11 protein-coding genes are annotated in these 18,559 nt (G+C 63.5%); 5 read left to right on the forward strand and 6 right to left on the reverse strand.

Going from position 1 to position 18,559, the window contains the following annotated elements:
- The first annotated feature begins 457 nt into the window (after positions 1-457).
- Both ACF8MC_RS00405 and ACF8MC_RS00410 read left to right on the forward strand, forming a co-directional pair.
- Positions 458-10,474, forward strand: coding sequence for a non-ribosomal peptide synthetase (locus ACF8MC_RS00405; protein ID WP_164104870.1), 10,017 nt, complete (start codon positions 458-460; stop codon positions 10,472-10,474).
- A 130-nt stretch (positions 10,475-10,604) separates the two neighbouring features.
- A complete protein-coding gene (locus tag ACF8MC_RS00410) occupies positions 10,605-11,594 on the forward strand; it encodes an aldo/keto reductase (protein ID WP_060430532.1) in 990 nt (329 codons plus the stop codon).
- Here the strand turns inward: ACF8MC_RS00410 and ACF8MC_RS00415 are convergent.
- Entirely contained in the window at positions 11,591-12,484 is an 894-nt protein-coding gene (locus ACF8MC_RS00415; RefSeq protein ID WP_033647876.1) for a LysR family transcriptional regulator, read from the reverse strand. The genes ACF8MC_RS00410 and ACF8MC_RS00415 overlap by 4 nt on opposite strands.
- Before the next feature lie 171 nt (positions 12,485-12,655).
- Here ACF8MC_RS00415 and ACF8MC_RS00420 point away from each other — a divergent pair, with 171 nt between their 5' ends.
- Complete coding sequence (locus ACF8MC_RS00420) at positions 12,656-13,051, forward strand: cupin domain-containing protein (RefSeq protein ID WP_047571477.1); 396 nt, start codon at positions 12,656-12,658, stop codon at positions 13,049-13,051.
- A 6-nt stretch (positions 13,052-13,057) separates the two neighbouring features.
- On the opposite strand, the gene ACF8MC_RS00425 is transcribed toward ACF8MC_RS00420, so the two are convergent.
- The 3 genes from ACF8MC_RS00425 to gabD form a co-directional block, all read right to left on the reverse strand.
- Positions 13,058-13,429 (reverse strand): glyoxalase superfamily protein, encoded by a 372-nt coding sequence (locus ACF8MC_RS00425; protein ID WP_047571479.1) that lies wholly within the window; start codon positions 13,427-13,429, stop codon positions 13,058-13,060.
- 19 nt (positions 13,430-13,448) lie between these two features.
- Positions 13,449-13,862, reverse strand: a complete 414-nt coding sequence (locus ACF8MC_RS00430; protein WP_164104869.1) for a GyrI-like domain-containing protein — start codon at positions 13,860-13,862, stop codon at positions 13,449-13,451.
- A 101-nt stretch (positions 13,863-13,963) separates the two neighbouring features.
- Complete coding sequence (gabD, locus tag ACF8MC_RS00435; RefSeq protein ID WP_039565356.1) at positions 13,964-15,439, reverse strand: NADP-dependent succinate-semialdehyde dehydrogenase; 1,476 nt, start codon at positions 15,437-15,439, stop codon at positions 13,964-13,966.
- Positions 15,440-15,650: 211 nt separating this feature from the next.
- On the opposite strand from gabD, the gene ACF8MC_RS00440 reads away from it, so the two are divergent.
- Positions 15,651-15,866 carry a glycogen synthase gene (locus ACF8MC_RS00440; RefSeq protein ID WP_033647872.1) on the forward strand — a complete coding sequence of 72 codons (216 nt, stop codon included), beginning with the start codon at positions 15,651-15,653 and terminating at the stop codon, positions 15,864-15,866.
- A gap of 38 nt (positions 15,867-15,904) precedes the next feature.
- On the opposite strand, the gene ACF8MC_RS00445 is transcribed toward ACF8MC_RS00440, so the two are convergent.
- Positions 15,905-16,819: a pyridoxamine 5'-phosphate oxidase family protein gene (locus ACF8MC_RS00445; protein WP_103772242.1), complete on the reverse strand. Its 915-nt coding sequence runs from the start codon at positions 16,817-16,819 to the stop codon at positions 15,905-15,907.
- A 4-nt stretch (positions 16,820-16,823) separates the two neighbouring features.
- Complete coding sequence (locus ACF8MC_RS00450) at positions 16,824-17,441, reverse strand: glutathione S-transferase family protein (protein ID WP_033653568.1); 618 nt, start codon at positions 17,439-17,441, stop codon at positions 16,824-16,826.
- 98 nt (positions 17,442-17,539) lie between these two features.
- Between ACF8MC_RS00450 and ACF8MC_RS00455 the strand changes: the two genes are divergently transcribed.
- Positions 17,540-18,451, forward strand: a complete 912-nt coding sequence (locus ACF8MC_RS00455) for a LysR family transcriptional regulator (protein ID WP_103772243.1) — start codon at positions 17,540-17,542, stop codon at positions 18,449-18,451.
- The last annotated feature ends 108 nt before the right edge of the window (positions 18,452-18,559 follow it).

Consider the following 18,559-nt stretch of genomic DNA (forward strand, 5'->3'; position numbering starts at 1 on the left):
TACCGGCATTCAAGGGGAAGGAAACTGCATCCTGCAAAGAGTATAGGATATTCTGATATCGTATGCTTTGGAATAGCGCAGCCGAAAGAGGCGTGTTTTCAATTAAGAAAGTTCTCTATTCAATAGCGATGTGCTGGGCGTTTTTAAATTACCCTGACTTATCTTAAACATAATCCTATTCGTTTTTTTAATTTGTTTCTTTCATTTATTTTATTAATGAATGCAATGTGGTTAATCCATTGGTGGAAAATCAAAATAGATTCTATCTAATTGTTTTTTATGGTGTTTATTTATTTGTATTTTTGTGGCTTTATTTTTTATAAAAATAAAATAATATTCTCTCTTATCTTTTTTAGGTTTTCAGTTAACAGCTCAATCGTATAACGCTTACGGTATTTATGTCATGCATAAGTATCTATTTATATATTTACGGAATATATTAAAAGGGAATTGATTTATGGACGCGCTCATCGCTTCACCCTATACCCACACATTTTGGAATGAGTACATGCTCAATCCACACTCCTGCGAGTACAACCTGGTGCTGGATCAGACGATTGAGGGAGAATTGGACGTCGGCCGACTGCGCGCGGCGATCGACGGGGTTTGCCGTGACTATATTCTGTTTCACCACGTTCTGGATGACAGCGCCTCGCAATTACGCTGGGTAAGGTCGGCGAAAAAAATTGCGCTGGAAACGCTCGATGCCGATTGCGATGTCGGTAAGTTAATCAACACGCCGTTCGATCTCCGGGAAGGGCCGCTGTGCCGCTTCTATCTGATTGAGCTGGCTCCGCAGCGCTATAACCTGATCATTGTCGTTCATCACATCCTGATCGACGGCCTGTCCGGACAGGAGTTCTACAGCGCCGTTTCCGCCTATTACAATCGCGGCACGGCGGTGACGCCGCCGCAGGCGGATGAAACGGACATCAGCACATTGTACCGGCGCTATGAGGCGGATATCGCGGCGTTGAAACACGAGTTCGGTTCCGCGTCATTCTGGGGCGACATGCTGGCCGAATGCGCCCCGCGCGTGGCGTTGCCTTATCTCCCCGGCGCAGCGGCCGAAGCGCCCGGTGCCGGCGAAGTGCGTTTTGCGTTGCCGTTCGCCGAATGGCAAGCGCTGAAATCCGGCGTCAGGTATGCCAATCCTTTCCTGATCTTCAAAACGCTGTGGGCGCTGCTGATCGCCCGACAATCTGCGCAGGAAACGGTGCATATCGGTTATCCCATCGCGCCGGAGGGTGGCGAGGCGCTGTTCTTCGGCGCACAGGTCAACACTGCGGTGTTTCCCTTGACCCTCGCCCCGGGAGCCACGTTCAATCAGCTGTACCGCGCGACGCTGGCCTACAGCAAAGCGCTCAAGGTGGCTGGCAAGCTGCGGCACAGCCAATTACCGGTTTATGACATGCTGAGCCTCAGTCCGGTGCGTCAGCTGAACGTCAACTTTACCCAGGCTTACCTGAAAGATGCGCCGCTGGCGCTCGAGGGGTGTCGCATTGGCGTCAATCACCGGTTCAATGTCGATCTGGCCGGTTCGGAACTGCTGCTGGAGTATCAGCCCACCGAGCAGGCCTTTGAGTTTCGCCTGCGCTACCGCCCCGATCTGTTCGACGCGACCCAGATGGCGGAGATGGCGGAGCAGTATCTTTGGCTATTGCAGCGCGGGTTAACCGAACCGGATGCGCCGATTGCCGCTTGGCCGCAGCTGACGGCGCAACAGGTTTTGCGCTGCCGCGACGCCTGGGAGAGCGGGCCTGCAACGGCCGATGCGGAAGCGACGCTGCTCGACGGCTTGGCCCGCCAGGCGCGCCGTCACCCGGAACGCATCGCCGTGACCGACGCCAAAGGATCGCTCAGCTACCGCCAGTTGGCGCAGCGCAGCGATCGTTTGGCGCTGCGGCTGCAGGCGGAGTATCAACGGCTGCGCGGCGTGGCCATGCCGCCGGAGACGCTGATCCCGCTGTATCTGCAGCGCAGCGTGGAGGCGGTGGTGGCGATGCTGGCCATCATGAAGGCGGGCGGTGCCTATGTGCCGCTGGATCCCGCCGCGCCGGCGCAGCGGCTGGATTATATCCTGCAAGAGGTAAACAGCCCGATCGTCCTGACCGAAAGCGCGTTGCAGGCCGCGGCGCAGCGATTGGCGCCGGGCGATCTTTGCCTGTCGGCGGATGAACCGCTCGCCGATGCGGATGCCGCGAGCTTGCCGCGTGTGGACGCCCGGCAGTTGGCCTACGTGATTTACACCTCCGGCACCAGCGGGCGGCCGAAGGGCACGCTGTGCGAACACCGGGGTGCAGCCAACATGGTGCTTGGCCATACGCAGCGTTTGTTGCGCAATGAGCCGGATGCGCTCAACTGCCTGCAGTTCGCCTCGCTGGCCTTTGACGCGCACGTCTTTGAGGTGTTCATGGCCCTGGGCAACGGCCACCGGCTGTTCATCGCGAGCGAAGCGCAGCGACGAGATCCGGCGTTGTTGTGCGAACAGATGACGGCCTGGTGCATCGAGGCCTGCTTCCTGCCGCCGGCGCTGCTTGGCACCTTCCCTGAATTGCCGGCTTCGGTGCGCTATCTCGCGACCGGCGGCGAGGCGAGCGCGCAGGAAGCGCTCGACCATTACCTGGCCCGCGGCATGCAGGTCGCCAACATGTATGGCCCGACCGAAGCTTCGGTCAGCGCCAGCCTGAATATTTATCGCCGCAACGGCGCGCGCAATATCGGCCACGCCATCGCCAACATGCGTTGCTATGTGGTTGACGAGCACGATAACTTGCTGCCGCTGGGGGCGGAAGGCGAGCTGTGCCTGGCCGGTGTCGGCCTGGCGCGCGGATACCTGAACCTGCCGACGTTGACGGAGGCCGCGTTCACCGCCAATCCTTTTGAACTGCGTGAACCGTACCGGCGCCTGTACCGCACCGGCGACAGAGTGCGGCGCTTGGCCGACGGCAGTCTGGAGTACCTCGGACGGCACGATCAGCAAATCAAGATCAACGGCTATCGCATCGAATTGGGCGAGATAGAAATGCAGCTGCGCGCGCTGCCTGGGGTGGCCGAGGCGGTGGTGAGTCTGCGTCCCGGCACTACGGACCAGCTGGCGGCCTGGTATGTGCCGCAACCTGGCGCGGAGCCGGAGGCCGGCGACATCTTGCAACGGCTGGCGGCGCAGCTGCCGCACTACATGTTGCCCTCGGCGATGCGGGCGCTGGCGGCGCTGCCGCTGACGGTGAGCCGCAAGGTCGATTACCGGGCATTGCCGGAACCGTTGCCGATCGAGCCGCAAACGGCGTTTCGCCGGCCGTGTTCGCCGCTGGAGATTCGCCTGTCGGCACTGTTCAATCGGCTGCTGGGGGGCGATGTCGGCGTGGATGACAACTTCTTCCGCCTCGGCGGCAACTCCATGATGGCGATCAGGCTGTGCCACGAAGTGAATAAACTGCCGGGGGCGAAGATCTCGGTGCTGACGTTGAATCAGCACCCGACGGTGGCCGCGCTGAGCGAGCACATCGCTGCCCAGCGTCAGGCGCCGCCGGACGAGCTGCCGATCCTCCCCGGCGGGCTGCGGGAGGCGCCGCTGTCGCTTCAGCAGTCGCGGCTGTGGTTTGTTCAGCAACTGTCGGTGAACGCCACGCATTATCTGTCGCCGGTGCTGCTGCGGCTGTCGCCGGATATCGATGACGAACGTTTTGCGGAGTGCCTGCAGGCGATCGTCGAGCGCCACCAGATCTTGCGCAGCCTGATTCGCCAGAATGATCGGGGCGAAGCCAGCCAGTGGGTCAGCGACACCGCGTTGCCGGTGCCTGTGCTAACGCTGAGCGCCGATGAATTTGACGCCGCGCTGACGCAAGCCTGCAGCCAGCCGATGGATTTGACGAGCGAGCTGCCGCTGCGCGCCACGCGCTACCGTTACCGCGATGCGGCGGAGCGGGAAACGACCGTTTGCCTGTTGGTGTTCCATCACATCGTCTTTGACGGCTGGTCGCTTGAGGTGCTGCTGCAGGAGCTGGACGCGCGCTATCGCGGCACGTGGCGTGAGGCGACAGAGCCGGCGTTGCAATACCTCGACTATGCGCGCTGGCAACAAGCGCCGGAAAATGTGCAGCGCCGGGCGGAAGAATTGGCCTTTTGGCGGCAAGCGCTGGCGGGTTGCCAGCAACTCTCGCTGCCGTTGGACTTTTTGCGGCCGGCGGTCTTCGACGAGCGCGGCGACAACAGCGAAGTGCCGTTGCCGGCGGCGCTGGTGAAGGCGCTGGATGCGCTGGCGCGCAGAGAGGGGGTGACGCTGCATGCGGTGATGCTGGCGGGGTTCATGTTGCTGCTGTCCCGCTACAGCGGCCAGAACGATGTCATGGTCGGCACGCCGTTGGCCAACCGCAGCCGCCCTGAACTGGAGAATCTGATCGGGTTCTTCGTCAATACGCTGCCTTTGCGCCGGCAGATCGACCCGCGTCATCGCGTCGTGGAGTTTGTGCGGCAGGTCGCGGCCACGACGCTGCAGGCGCAGCAGCATCAGACGCTGTCGCTGGAAGCGCTGGTGGACGACCTGGCGCTGCCGCGCGATTTTTCGCGCCATCCGCTGTTCCAGGTCATGTTCGCGCTGGAGAGCGAAGGCGGCGCACTGGCGCGCCCGGACTGGCTGTCGGTGGTCGATCTGAGCGCTTATGAACGCACCGCCAAGTTTGATCTTACGCTCACGCTGACGCCGCAGGGGGAGCAGATGCGCGCGCGCTTCAACTTCGCTTCGGCGCTGTTCAGCAAAGCGTCGATGGATCGGTTGGCCGGCTACTATCTCGCCGTGTTGCAGCAGATGGCGCACCACGACGACTGGCCGCTGGAAAATATCCGTCTGCAACCGCAGAGTCAGGCGCTGCCGGCGTCGCCCGCCTTCGGCTATGCGTTTGAACGCAGCCTGCAACAGGACTTCGTGCAGCATGCGCGGCGCAATCCGCAGGCCGTGGCGGTTGTCGACGAGCAGGGCGAGATGACTTACGGCGAGCTGCACGCGGCGGCGCTGACGCTTGCCACTCAGCTGCGCGTGCAAGGGCGGATGACCGGTGACGCCATTGCCGTCATCGCCGACAAGGGGCGCCGGCAACCGGTAGCCCTGCTGGCGGCGCTGATGTGCGGCAAGGCGTTTTTGCCGATGGAGGCGGCATGGCCGCCGCAGCGCCGGCTGAACGTGATGGCGCAGGCCGGCATCAATACGCTGCTCAGCGATGCGCCCTGGGCCTGCGACGAGATCAATCTGATCGAACTGAATGCCGCAGGGCTGGCGGCGCAGCTGCCGCTGCCGGAACAGCTCCTGCCGGCGCTGGATGCCGGGCCCGACAGCCTGGCCTATATCATTTTCACCTCGGGATCGACCGGCACACCGAAAGGCGTGGCGATCGAACATCGCAGCGCGGTGAATATGCTGGAGGGCGTGCGGCGGTATTTCGGCCTCAACGAGCGGGATCGCAGCCTGGCCCTCAGCGCGTTGAGCTTCGATCTGGCGATCTTCGACATTTTCAGCCCGTTGAGCGCCGGCGGCGCGGTCGTAATGCCGGCCGAGCGGGATCGGACCAATCCGCAGGCCTGGTATCAGCTGATGATGACCCATCGGGTGACTCAATGGCTGAGCGCACCGGCGCTGATGGAGCTGTTGCTGGATTATGTGAACGGGGCGGGGTTGACGGCCGGGCCGGCACCGGCGCTGCGGGCGGTGATGGTGGGGGGCGACTGGATCGCCACCTCACTGCCGGAACGCTGCCTGGCCTGGGCGCCGCACGGCCGTTTTTGCAGCGCCGGCGGCGCTACGGAGGCGGCGATCTTCACCATGCTGTACGAGGTGCCGCGCGGTCAGAAAATTCGGTCGGTCAGCATTCCTTACGGCAAACCGTTGCCGCACCAGCGTTGCTATATCCTGGATGCCGGGCGGCGGCCCGCCGCGCCGGGTGTCCGAGGCGAAATCTATCTGGCGGGGGAAGGCCTGGCGCGCGGGTATTACGGCGATCCGCAACGCACCGCCGAGAGTTTCTTCTGGCATGACGAGCTGCAGGAGCGGGTGTATCGCACCGGCGATGCGGGCCGATGGCTGGAGGATGGCAACGTGGAGTTTATGGGGCGCCTCGATCAGCAGATCAAACTGAACGGCTATCGCATCGAACTGGGGGAGATAGAACATGCCGCGCTCGCCTATCCGGGCGTGACCGCCTGTTGCTGCGTGCTCGTCACGCAACCGCAGCCCTGCCTGGCCGCGTATTACGTTGCCGATGAGGCGATCGCCCCTCAGGCGCTGGCTCAGCATTTGAGCCGCCAACTGCCTCCTTACATGGTGCCGCAGGCGCTGATGCAGCTGGCGCAGCTGCCGCTGACCGAAAACGGCAAGATAGCGCGACAGGCGTTGCCGCAGCCGGAAAGGGCGGCGCGTGAGTTCGTCGCGGCGCAGAGCGAATGGGAGAACGCTTGTCTGGCGGTGTGGCGCGATCTGCTGCAGCGGCAGGATATCGGCGTGGAGGACAATTTCTTCTCGCTGGGGGGCAACTCTCTTCTGGCTATCCAGGCCTGCTATCAGATCGGCCGGCGGCTGGCGCGCGAGGTCACGCTGAGCGAGCTGGGGCGCTTCCCGACGATCCGCTCGCTGTGTCGCGCGTTGCCGCAACAGGAGCAGGGCGCCGCGCCGGTGTCGATCCCGCCGCTGCGGCAGCGCGAGTATCCGCTCTCTTCTTCACAGCTGCAGCTGTGGTTTATCGAGAATTTGAACGGCGGCGGCAATCTCTACCACGTGCCGATGCTGTTCCGTCTCGGCGACGGGGTGTGCCTGGCGGCTTACGAGCGCAGTTTGCAGGCGGTGGTCGCCCGGCATCAGGTCTTGCACAGCCTGATTGTCCAGATGCCATCCCAAAGCGCCGTCGCCCGTGCCTGTGAACTGACGCTTTCGCTGGAGCGCGTGACGCTGGCGGCGGCGCACTGGCCGGACAGGCTGCGGCAGGATATCGACCGGCCGTTCGCGCTGGGGGCGGAATTGCCGATCAGGGCAGCCGTTTACCGGGTGGCGCAGCCGGATGGCGGGTGGGTGACTTACAGCCTGATTCTGGTGCATCACCTGGCGTTTGACGGCTGGTCGCAGCCGGTGCTGTTGCAGGAGCTGGACGTGCTGTATCAGGCGCAGCGGCAAGGGCAAGAGGCCGGGCTGGCGGCGTTGCCGTTGCACTATGGCGACTATGCCGTCTGGCAGCGGCGCTGGCTGGAATCCGCTCAGGCGGATGAGGCGAAGGCGTATTGGCGACAAGCGCTGGATGGGTGGCAGGCGCTGGAAATGCCGCTCGATTTCGTGCGGCCGGCCCGCTTCGATCATCGCGGCGCCAACCACGTCATCGCGCTGCCGGAGGCCCTGACGATGCAGGCGACGCAGTTCGCCCGGCGCCAGGGCGTCACGCCGTTTGCGCTGTATCTCGCGGCCTTTAACCTGCTGCTCGGTTACTTCAGCGGCCAGCAAGATATTCTGGTCGGCACGCCGGTCGCCAACCGGCCGGTGGCGGAGACCCGCTCGGCGATCGGGTTCTTCGTCAACACGCTGCCGCTGCGTTCGCAGATCGACGATGCGGCGTCGCTGAACGACTATGTAAACCGGGTCTTTGACGGCGTGCTGCAGGCGCAACGGCATCAGAATTTGCCGTTGGATCAGCTGATCGAGCTGCTGCAGGTGCCGCGCGATCTGTCGCGCCATCCGCTGTTCCAGGCGCTGTTCGCGCTGGAGGAAGAGGGGGATGCGCCGGCCTGGCTGGCGCCGCAGGATCTGCTGGCGCACTACCAGGCGGCCAAATTCGATTTGACGCTGAGCATACAGCCGGCGCCGCAGGGCGGCAGGGCGATCTTCAACTATGCCACCGCATTGTTCGCACCGGCCACGCTGGCGCTGTTGGGCGAGTATTATCTGACCATCCTCACGCAGATCGTCAATCACGGGGAGCAGCGCGTCAGCCAGTTGGCGCTAGTCTCGGAGAGCGAAATGGCACGGCAACGCGCCTTCCATCAATCCTGTCCGCCGGCCTACGATTTTGAGCGCGCCATCCATCATGATTTCATCCGTCAGGCCGAGCGCCATCCGCAACGGCGGGCGATCGTCGATGAATGGGGCGAACTGAGCTACGGTGAGCTGTATCGGCGCGCGCTGACGCTGTCGCTGCAGCTGCGTCAGCACGCGGACATGCGCGCCGATACCATCGCGGTGATGGTGGACAAAGGGCGGGCGCAAATCATTGCGGTGCTGGCGATTCTGATGGCCGGCAAGGCCTATTTGCCGCTGGACGGCGCCTGGCCGGAACGCCGCCGCCTGGATATCGTCGCGCAGTCGCAGACCCGAATTATCCTCAGCAGCCGGGAATGGGCGACCAGCGGCGAGGCCAGGCTGTTGACCATCGATCCGCAGGGGGCCGTCACGGCGTTACCGCCGGCGGCGCCGGGAGAGCCTGTCTTGCCGGCGCCTTCCGCGCTGGCCTATGTGATTTTCACCTCCGGCTCTACCGGCGCGCCGAAAGGGGTGGCGATAGAACATCGCGGCGCGGTGAACAGCATCATCGATACCTTGCGCCAGCTGGAACTCGGCGCGGACGATCGCGGGTTGGCGCTCAGCGCGCTGAGTTTCGACATTTCGGTGTTCGATATTTTCGGCCTGCTGTCGGTGGGCGGCGCTATCGTGATGCCGTCCGAAACCGAACGCTATCAGCCTGAGGCCTGGCATCGGCTGTTGATGACTCAGGGCGTGACCTTCTGGAACTCCGCGCCTTCGGTGATGACGCTGTTGGTAGAGCAGTTGGAATCCGCCGCGTCGCAGGCGCAGTGGCCGCAGCTGCGCAACGTGGTGCTGGTGGGTGAGGTGATCTCCCGCCAACTGCCAGCGCGCATTCGTCAATGGCGGCCGGGGTGCCGAGTCGTCAGCGCCGGGGGCGCGACCGAGAGCTCTATTTGGTCGATCCTGTACGATATCCCGGAGACGCCGATCCTGGCGCCCAGCGTGCCTTACGGTCAGGCGATGGCCCATCAGCGTTTTTACGTGCTGGATCGTCATCTGCGCGTGCTGCCGCCTTGCTTGCCGGGGGAGCAATACATCGGTGGGATCGGCGTGGCGCGCGGTTATTACCGCAATCCGTCGCTGACCGAAGAGAAATTCATCTACCATCCGGAGCTGGGTGAGCGGCTTTATCGCACCGGCGACGCCGGCCGCTATTTGCCGGACGGCAACCTGGAGTTCCTCGGCCGTATGGATTTTCAGGTGAAAATCAACGGCTACCGCGTTGAGCTGGGCGAGGTCGAGCAATGTGCGCTGGCGTTCGGCGCGATCAAATCCTGTTGCGCCGTCGTGCTGTCGGAGGCGCATCGGCAGCGCCTGGCGCTGTATTACGTCAGCGAGGCGCCGCTGGATGAATCGGCGCTGTTGGCCTTTATGAGCGGGCAATTGCCGTTGTACATGCTGCCTGCGGCGCTGATGCGGCTGGAAGCGTTGCCGCACAACTCCAGCGGCAAGCTGGATCGCAAGGCGTTGCCTACGCCTGCGGCGAGCGAACCGCAGGTTTATGTCGCTCCCGCGAACGAGCTGGAACAGCAGCTGTGTGCGCTGTGGCAGGCGGCGCTGCAGTGCGGGCAGGTCGGCATGACGGACGATTTCTTCCTGCTGGGCGGCACCTCGATCAAGGCCATTTCCCTGTGTGTCGGCATGGGCGAATTGATGGCCGCGCCGGTGCCGGTGGTGCAGCTGTTGCAAAGTCGCACGCTGAAAAACCTGTTGGCCGCCAACGAACGCCGCCTGGTCTTGCCGCTTAACCGCTGGGCAGAGGGCGCGCCCGTCGTATGGATGATCCATCCGGCGCTGGTAGGGGCGGAGGCATTCCACGCTTTCGCCCAGCCGCTGCAGGGGCGATTCAACTGCTATGGCGTCGATAACCATAACCTTTACCATCAACCCGCTATCGACTCGCTCGGCGATCTGGCCGAACGGTATTTGAACGAGATGATCGCCGCCGGTCTGCTGCAAAGCGCCGGGCCGGTGCGCATTCTCGGTTGGTCGCTGGGGGGCATTATCGCGTTGGAGATTGCCGCCCGCCTGGAGGCGCGTGGCTGCCGTAACGTGCAACTGTATCTGCTGGACAGCTTCTACAGGCAGGCTACGGCGGAGTTGCCCTTGGATCTGCTGCTGCCGGTGCTGGGCATCGAAGGCGAGGCGGCTACACGCGCCATGGCCGCAGGGCAGGCGGAGCGGCGGCTGTCTGAGGGGAGTCTGAGCCGCAGGCTGCAGACCACCAAGGTGACGCTGTTTAAGGCGACGGAGAGGAACCCGCAGTTGCCGGAGGCGGTCACGGCGCCGCTGCTGGCGGTGGCGGATAATGGGCTAGGCGCGGTCTGTGAGCGGCTGAGGGTCATCCCGCTGGCTTGTCATCACCATAACATCCTGCTGTGTGAGGAGGCGATCGGCCAAGCGCTCAACGATGACGTTTGATTCATGAGCCTGGCTCATAAGCCCAAGCGTATTTCGCCCCATAGTCATGGTGCCAACCGTGTTTTACAGTCATCACACCGGAGCGGCGCCGCGTCAGGCGGCGCCGGTATCAATCAGCGGGAGAGTGAAGATGCAAACACGCAAATTGGGGCGCGAAGGGCTGGAAGTCTCGGCGTTGGGGTTGGGCTGCATGGGGCTGAGTTTTGGCTATGGCCCGGCCACCGACAAACGACAGGCGATCGAGCTGATCCGTGCCGCGGTCGACGAAGGCGTGACGTTCTTCGATACCGCCGAGATTTATGGTCCTTTCACGAACGAGGAATTGTTGGGCGAAGCGCTGGCGCCGGTGCGCGATCGGGTCGTTATCGCCACCAAGTTTGGTTTCGATCTGTCGCAGCCGGCGGGGCAACAGGTGTTGAACAGCCGTCCGGAGCATATTCGCCGGGCGGTGGACGGTTCGCTGAAGCGCCTGCGGGTAGAGGCCATCGATCTGCTGTATCAACATCGCGTCGATCCCGAGGTGCCTATCGAGGAGGTGGCCGGGGCGGTGCAGCAACTGATTCGCGAAGGGAAAGTGAAGTACTTCGGCCTGTCGGAAGCCGGAGCGCAAACCATTCGGCGTGCTCACGCAGTGCAGCCGGTCACGGCGCTGCAAAGCGAATATTCGCTGTGGTGGCGTGAGCCGGAGCGTGAAATCTTGCCGACGTTGGCGGAACTGGGCATCGGTCTGGTGCCGTTCAGCCCGCTCGGCAAGGGCTTTCTCACCGGCGCCATCACCGAGGACACCACCTTCGACAGCGGCGATTTTCGCAACCAGGTGCCACGCTTCAGCGCCGAGGCGCGACGAGCCAACCAGGCGCTGGTGGATGTGCTGGGGCAGATAGCGCAGCGCAAGGGCGCGACGCCGGCGCAGATCGCTCTGGCCTGGCTGCTGGCGCAGCAGCCGTGGATCGTGCCGATTCCGGGAACCACCAAGCGCCATCGTCTGCAAGAAAACCTCACGGCGGCGAAGGTCACATTGGCAGCGGACGAACTGGGCGAGATTGAGCGCGCGCTTTCCGCTATCGACGTGATCGGCGATCGCTACCCGGCGCATCTGCAGAAAAACGTCGGGCGTTAAGCCCCGCGCCGCAGCGCCTCAATCAGCAGCGCAAAGGCGGTGGTGTGCTGCCTGCGGCTCGGATAATAGAGGTAATAGCCGGGAAACGGCGGGCACCAGTCGTCCAGCGCCATCTGCAACCGCCCGTCGGCCAGCGGCTCGGCGACGGTGTCTTCCGGCACAAAGGCGATGCCCAGGCCGAGCTGCGCGGCGTCGATCCGCTGGCGCAGGCTGTTGAAGGTCAGTTGCCCCTCCACCCGCACTTTGATCTCCCGGCCATCGCGGGCAAATTCCCAGGCGTACAGCCCGCCGAGGGTGGGCAGGCGCATGTTGATGCAGCGATGGTTTTGCAGCGCTTGCGGCGTGGCGGGGCGGCCGTAACGGGCGAAATAGGCGGGGGAGGCAACGGGCACCATGCGCATGTCCGGCCCGACGCGCACCGCCACCATATCCTTCGCCACCTGTTCCCCCAGCCGAATGCCGGCGTCGAATCGCCCGGCGACGATGTCGGTCAGGCTGTTGTCGACGGTGATTTCCACGTTGATATCCGGGTAATCGACGAGAAAAGTGCGCAACACCGGCCACAGCACCGCATCCACCGCGTGTTCGCCGGCGGTGATGCGGATGTTGCCGGCGGGCCGATCGCGCATTTCACCCAGCGCGTTCAGCTCGCTTTCAATCTCCGCAAAGCGCGGGCCGATGCTGTTGAGCAGCCGTTCACCGGCCTCGGTGGGGGCGACGCTGCGGGTGGTGCGGGTGAGCAAGCGCAGCGCCAGGCGTTCTTCCAGCCCGCGAATAGCGTGGCTGAGCGCCGATTGGGAAACCCCAAGCTGCGCCGCCGCTTTGGTGAAGCTGCGCTCCCTGGCCACCATCAGGAAAGCGATCAGATCGTTAAAGTTTTCTTTCAACATATCGGCACCGAAGAGGAAGGTGAGCGCACTGTCGCGCAGATTTATGAATTTAGCTCATAGCTCCTTGCGCATTTTACCCGCTAGTCGCCGGAAAAGCATGGCGCTATCTTGGCATCACGCACTCATGACGATCAGCGCCGGCGGTGAGAGCCGGCGCGGAGGACACGACAGATGAAAATACAACGCAGCGGTTCGATCCCATCACAGCGCGGTTCAGCGGATTATTTTACCGGGCAGGTACGCATCGACGCGCCGTTCGCCGGTGACGCGCCGGCCAGGGTGGGCGGCGCGACCGTCACCTTCGAACCCGGCGCCCGCACGGCCTGGCATACGCATCCGCTCGGCCAGACGCTGATTGTCACTCAGGGGCGCGGTTGGATCCAGATGTGGGGCGAGGCCACGCAGGAAATGCACTCCGGCGATATCGTCTGGATCCCGGCAGGCGTCAAACACTGGCACGGCGCGACGCCGGACACCGCCATGACCCATATCGCCATCGCCGAAGCGGTGGACGGCAGCCCGGTGACCTGGCTGGAGCCGGTCAGCGAGGCGGAGTACCGCCAATAAGGCCGCTCAGGCTTCGTGGCTCTGCTCGCAAAACCTCAGGCGGTTGCCGAACGGATCGGTGAGATTCAGCTCCTTGCCCCAGTCGACAACCTCCACCCCCGGCCGGGCATAGCGGTAGTTTTTGGCCGTGAGCTCCCGGTGCAGCGCGTCGATATCGTGCACCGGGATGAAAAGGGCGGCGCCGGGCGTGCTGTCCCCGTAGTGTTCGCTCAGGTGCAGCGTCAATCCGGCGCGGCTCACCTGCATGTACAGCGGCAGATCCTCGCTGAAACGATGCTCCCACGCCAGCGTGAAACCGAGAAAATCCAGATAAAACTCTTTGGCCTTGTCGACCGAAAAGATGCGCAGGATCGGAATGGCGGGGGAGAAGGTGGTCATCGTCGATCTCACTGTTACGTTAGCGGCAGCCGATATGGATATCGACCGCGTCGGGGCCGGTATAGGCTTCGAAGTCAGTCAGGAAGCGGCGTTCGATTTCCGGGTGTTGCTCGAAGTAGGCCCAGATGGCTTGCCAGCCTTCGATGACCGCCGCCGGCATCGCGCCCCGGGCCTGGAACACCAGATAGCGGCCGGGTTCGATGTACAAACCGCTCTCTGCCGCACTGCCGGCGGTGACGTCAAACGGCCCGCCGGCGTCGGAGGCGTAGTTGGAGTAGACCCCGTAGACCGGCATGGCGGGCGAGGTGACGAAAAAGTCTGACCACAGCGCAGAAATTTTAGCCGTTTCGGGCCGGGTTTCGTCCTGATTGGTGGTTCTGATTGTCTGGCCGGCGACGTAAAAGCCGGGCAACTGCATCGAGAGGGGGTGCATAGCGGAAATTCCTTTTAACCGTTTGAACGAGAGGCCTAAAGGTAGCAAAGACTCTCCAAAACCGCCAGGCAGGGCCCCCGCAGGCGCGGGAGCCCATTGCATCAGGCGCCCAAACCGCCAAGGCACAGGTATTTGATTTCGAGATAGTCTTCGATGCCGTATTTTGAGCCTTCGCGCCCCAAACCTGAGTGCTTCATGCCGCCGAACGGCGCCACCTCGGTGGAGATCAGCCCTTCGTTGATGCCGACGATGCCGTACTCCAGCGCTTCGGCCACGCGCATCACCCGGCCGATGTCGCGGCTGTAGAAGTAAGCGGCCAGGCCGAACGGCGTGTCGTTGGCCAGTTCGACGGCGTCGGCCTCGTGGTTGAAGCGGATCAGGGGCGCCACCGGGCCGAACGTCTCCTCGCGGAAGATTTTCGCCGTGCGCGGCACGTCGGTCAGGATGGTCGGGGTGAAGAAATTGCCGCCCAGCGCGTCAGGCTTGCCGCCCAGCAGCACCGATGCGCCGTGTTCGACGGCGTCGGCGATATGCTCGCGCACTTTCTCCACTGCGTCCGGGTTAATCAGCGGGCCGATGGTGACGCCCTCATCCAGCCCGTTGCCGACTTTCAGCTTGGCGACGGCGGCTTTCAGTTTGGCGGCGAAGGCGTCGTATACGCCGTCCTGCACCAGAAAACGGTTGGTGCAGACGCAGGTCTGGCCGGCGTTGCGGTATTTCGAGGCGACCGCGCCGGCCACGGCGGCGTCCAGATCGGCGTCGTCGAACACGATAAACGGCGCGTTGCCGCCCAGCTCCATGCTGGTTTTCTTGATGGTGGGCGCGCACTGGGCCAGCAGCTGCGCGCCGACTTCGGTGCTGCCGGTGAAGGAGAGTTTACGCACATCCGGGTTGGCGGTGAGTTCGCCGCCGATGCCCTTGCTGGGGCCGGTGATCACGTTGCACACCCCGGCGGGCAGCCCGGCGCGCTCCGCCAGCACTGCGATCGCCAGCGCCGAGAACGGCGTCTGGCTGGCGGGGCGGATCACTCCGGTACAGCCCGCCGCCCAGCCGGGGCCGGCTTTGCGGGTGATCATCGCCGCCGGGAAGTTCCACGGGGTGATGGCGGCGAACACGCCGATCGGCTCTTTCTGCACGATAATGCGGCGACCGGCCTGCGGCTGCGGAATGGTGTCGCCGTAGACCCGCTTGCCTTCCTCGGCGAACCATTCGATAAAGGAGGCGGCATAGGCGATCTCACCGCGGCTTTCAGCCAGCGGTTTGCCCTGTTCCGCCGTCATGATGCGAGCCAGATCGTCCTGATTTTCCATCATCAGCTCAAACAGCCGCCGCAGCTTGCCGGCGCGTTCTTTGGCGGTCAGCGCACGCCAGGCGGGCAGAGCCTTCTTGGCGGCGGCGATGGCGCGCGCGGTTTCTTCGGCGCCGAAGGCCGGCACGTGGCCGACCAGCTCGCCGTTGGCGGGATTATGAATGGCGATCGAACGGCCTGCTTGGGCCGGCAACCATTGCCCGTCGATGTAATTGGCCTCGCGGAACAGCGTGGGATCCTTGAGGGTAGCGCTAATGCTGGTGCTCATTGGTCTCTTCCTTTGCTGAGTTCAACAGAATGGTCTATCCCATACGGCTACCCTTTACCCTAGCAAACTTTGCCGCCGCCGTTTGCCGTAGCGGCGACAAGATGAGCGTTTTCTTCATGCGCACCTTCTGTACAAAAAATATCCGCCGCCGGGCCGATACTGAAAGAGCAGGCATATGACCCTTTTCGATGTGATTAAAAGGAGTGTGCGAATGATGAAATCAGTGGACAGACATCTCGCGGCCTACGGCAGCGAAATGGATTTTTTGGCGTCGAGCATCGCCCTGATGGAATGGCAAGGGCGGCAGATTGACGCCGGGCAGGTGGCCGGCAATATGTCGGAACAGCAAAGCCGCCTGTTCTTTGCGCGGTTGCGTTATTTTCGTCAGCTTTATCAGGCCGCATCGGCGGCCGAACACAGCCTGTAATCTTCCGATTTAGCCCCGCCGCAGCGGGGCTTTTCATTTCAGCGGTGCCACACCCCGGTCGCCAGCGTTGCCGGCGAATATTCCAGATCGCGTCCCCGCCACGGCAGCGCCGCCGCAAAACGCCAGGCGCGGTGAACGTCAAACCGCCAATAGCGTTCCGCCCCTTCAACGCCGGGATGTCCTTCCGCCTGCCAGAGGATCTGCGTTTTTCCCTGCAGATGCAGCACGTCGCCGCGCTCAAAATCGATGAACAGCAGCGCCGCCCGTGGTTCGGCCAGCAGGTTGCCCAGCGTATTCATATAGCGGTTGCCGCGAAAGTCCGGCATCCACAGCGTGTCGCCTGCCAGATGGATAAAGCCGGGGCGGCCGCCGCGATGGGAAATATCGACGCCGCCCTGCGCCAGTTCCAGGTGCGCGCCGCTGGCGACGAAGCTGGTGTCCGCGGTGCGGATCAGCGCCTGCGCCGCCGCATCGAGCGAAGCTAAATGCTCAACCGGCTGTGGTCGGCTCTCCACCGGGTAGAGTTCGCGGCGCTGAATGTACTGCGGGCAGTTGCCGAAGCTTTGGTGAACGACGATCTCCACCCGGTTTTTGTCGGTGCGGCCGACGGTGCCGTTGGCGCGGTTGCGCCGCCGGTTGCTGAAGTCGAGCCCGAGCGCGCCGACCGGTTTGCCGGGCAGCAACAGCGCCTGGGCGGGATCGTCGCTGCGGCGCGGCGCGCTGATGCGCAGGTGCGTGTCGTCCGGCGTGCGTAAAAACCCGGGCGGGCCGCTGAACAGGGTGGCGATGGGCCAGCCCTGGTCGTCCAGCGTGGCGACGAACAGGTAGGGCAGTGCGGCGAAAAACGCGCGGTGCTGATCCGGCATCGCGGGGTAGATGCCGCCGCCCACGCGATCGAAACCGGCCAGCGTTTGCGCGCGCAGCTCATCGGGGTGGAACCGCTGCGAGATCATGGCGTCAGCTCGCCGCCGGTTCCGGCAGAGCCGGCATGGCGAAGAAGCCGGGAAGCGCCGCGATGCTCGCCACCCAGCGGCGTATGGCGGGGTAAGGCGCCAGCGAAATGCCGCCTTCGGCCGCGACCGCCACATAGCTATAGCAGGCCAGATCGGCGATGGTCGCCTGTTCGCCGGCCAGATAGTCGCGCTCGCTCAGGTGCTGCTCCATCTGCGGCAGAAAACGATCGCTGATTGCCCGCGCCGCCTGATAATCCTCCGGCACCGCGAACTGGGCGATCAGCCGGCAGGAGGCCGGGCCGTAGCGCACTTCACCGGCGGCTTTGGAAAGCCAGGCCTGCACTCGCGCCGCCGCCGCCGGCTGTTCCGGCAGCCAGTGGCTGTTCGGCGCATAGCGCTTCACCAGATAGACCAGAATGGCGTTGCTGTCGGCCAGCGTCAGATCGCCGTCCTGCAAGACCGGGATCTGGCCGAACGGGTTGAGCCGGCGAAAGGCCGCGCTCTGGCGTACTTCCGCCGAGGCTTCTACCCATTCATAGGGCAGCGCCAGCATGCGCAGCAGCAACGCCACGCGGTGAACGTGGCCGGAAAGCGGGGTGCCGTAGAGGGTGATGGTGGACATGGCGTTTCTCCTCACTGTTTTTTTTCAGCATACTCTTGCGGCGAATGAGCGGAATCCGGCAATGTGGAAATTGATAATTTCATTTTTCGGAAGAGTCTATGGATCGATTAGACGAGTTGGCCATCTTCGTGGCGGTGGTGCAGCAGGGCAGCCTGGCGGCCGCTGGGCGCAAACTGCGGCGCTCGGCGCCGGCGATCACCCGGGCGATCGCCGCGCTGGAACAGCGTTTCGGCACCCGGCTGGTGGAGCGCACCACCCGGCGGCTGGCGCCTACCGAGGCGGGCGTGCGCCTGCTGGAGCGCGCGCAACAGCTGCTGCAGGATTATCAGGCGGTGGTGCAGGATACCACTGAAGCGCAGCTGAGCGGCTTGCTGCGCGTCACCTCGCCGGTGCAGTTCGGCCGCCGCTACGTGGCGCCGGTGGTGATGGCGTTTCTCGATGACTACCCGCAGATGCAGATCGAAATGGTGTTGAACGATCGCAATCTCGATCTGATTGACGAAGGATTGGATATCGCGGTGCGCATCGGTCATCTGCAGGACTCTTCGCGCGTGGCGCGGCGGCTGGGGCAGGTCAGCCGGGTGACGGTCGCCAGCCCGGCTTACCTGGCGCGCTGCGGCGAGCCGCGCTCGCCGGCGCAGCTGGCGGAGCACGCCACCATCGTCGGCACCCAGCGGCCGTCGCTGCGCGAATGGCGCTTCGGCCCGCAGGAAAACGGCGAGCGCGTGCGCTTGGCTCCCCGGCTGTTGCTCAACGACGTGGAGGCGCAGCTGCTGGCGGTGCGCGCCGGCAAGGGCATCGCCCGGCTGCTCTCGTATCAGGTGGCGGACGATCTGGCCGCCGGCACGCTGGTGCGGCTGCTGGCGGACCATGAACCGTTGCCGATGCCGGTACAGCTGGTGGCGCAGCAGGCGCAGCGCATGCCGCTCAAGGTGCGCGCCTTTTGGGATTATGCGTTTGAACGGCTCAGCGCATTGCCGCAAATTCAGCCGGACGGGCGGGGAAAATAAGCGCGAAAAGTTTCATGGGTTAAACTTTTTCGCCGCCTGTCTCATTTTATTTTACCGGGCGCGCATTGCTGATGCGCCCATCTTGACAATAATGTTGCCGGTGCTAAT

This window comes from Serratia sp. LACPHL-BACT-2024-00286, assembly GCF_043109535.1.
GTDB classification, from domain to species: domain Bacteria; phylum Pseudomonadota; class Gammaproteobacteria; order Enterobacterales; family Enterobacteriaceae; genus Serratia; species Serratia sarumanii.

Bases quoted from the DNA above. Each gene is read 5' to 3' on its own strand.
- ACF8MC_RS00430 (WP_164104869.1), bottom strand. From the start codon at position 13,862: ATGCACCCCCTCTCGATGCAGTTGCCCGGCTTTTACGTCGCCGGCCAG.
- ACF8MC_RS00450 (WP_033653568.1), bottom strand. From the start codon at position 17,441: ATGTCCACCATCACCCTCTACGGCACCCCGCTTTCCGGCCACGTTCAC.
- ACF8MC_RS00415 (WP_033647876.1), bottom strand. From the start codon at position 12,484: ATGTTGAAAGAAAACTTTAACGATCTGATCGCTTTCCTGATGGTGGCC.
- ACF8MC_RS00410 (WP_060430532.1), top strand. From the start codon at position 10,605: ATGCAAACACGCAAATTGGGGCGCGAAGGGCTGGAAGTCTCGGCGTTG.
- ACF8MC_RS00440 (WP_033647872.1), top strand. From the start codon at position 15,651: ATGATGAAATCAGTGGACAGACATCTCGCGGCCTACGGCAGCGAAATG.
- gabD (WP_039565356.1), bottom strand. From the start codon at position 15,439: ATGAGCACCAGCATTAGCGCTACCCTCAAGGATCCCACGCTGTTCCGC.
- ACF8MC_RS00425 (WP_047571479.1), bottom strand. From the start codon at position 13,429: ATGACCACCTTCTCCCCCGCCATTCCGATCCTGCGCATCTTTTCGGTC.
- ACF8MC_RS00420 (WP_047571477.1), top strand. From the start codon at position 12,656: ATGAAAATACAACGCAGCGGTTCGATCCCATCACAGCGCGGTTCAGCG.
- ACF8MC_RS00445 (WP_103772242.1), bottom strand. From the start codon at position 16,819: ATGATCTCGCAGCGGTTCCACCCCGATGAGCTGCGCGCGCAAACGCTG.
- ACF8MC_RS00455 (WP_103772243.1), top strand. From the start codon at position 17,540: ATGGATCGATTAGACGAGTTGGCCATCTTCGTGGCGGTGGTGCAGCAG.
- ACF8MC_RS00405 (WP_164104870.1), top strand. From the start codon at position 458: ATGGACGCGCTCATCGCTTCACCCTATACCCACACATTTTGGAATGAG.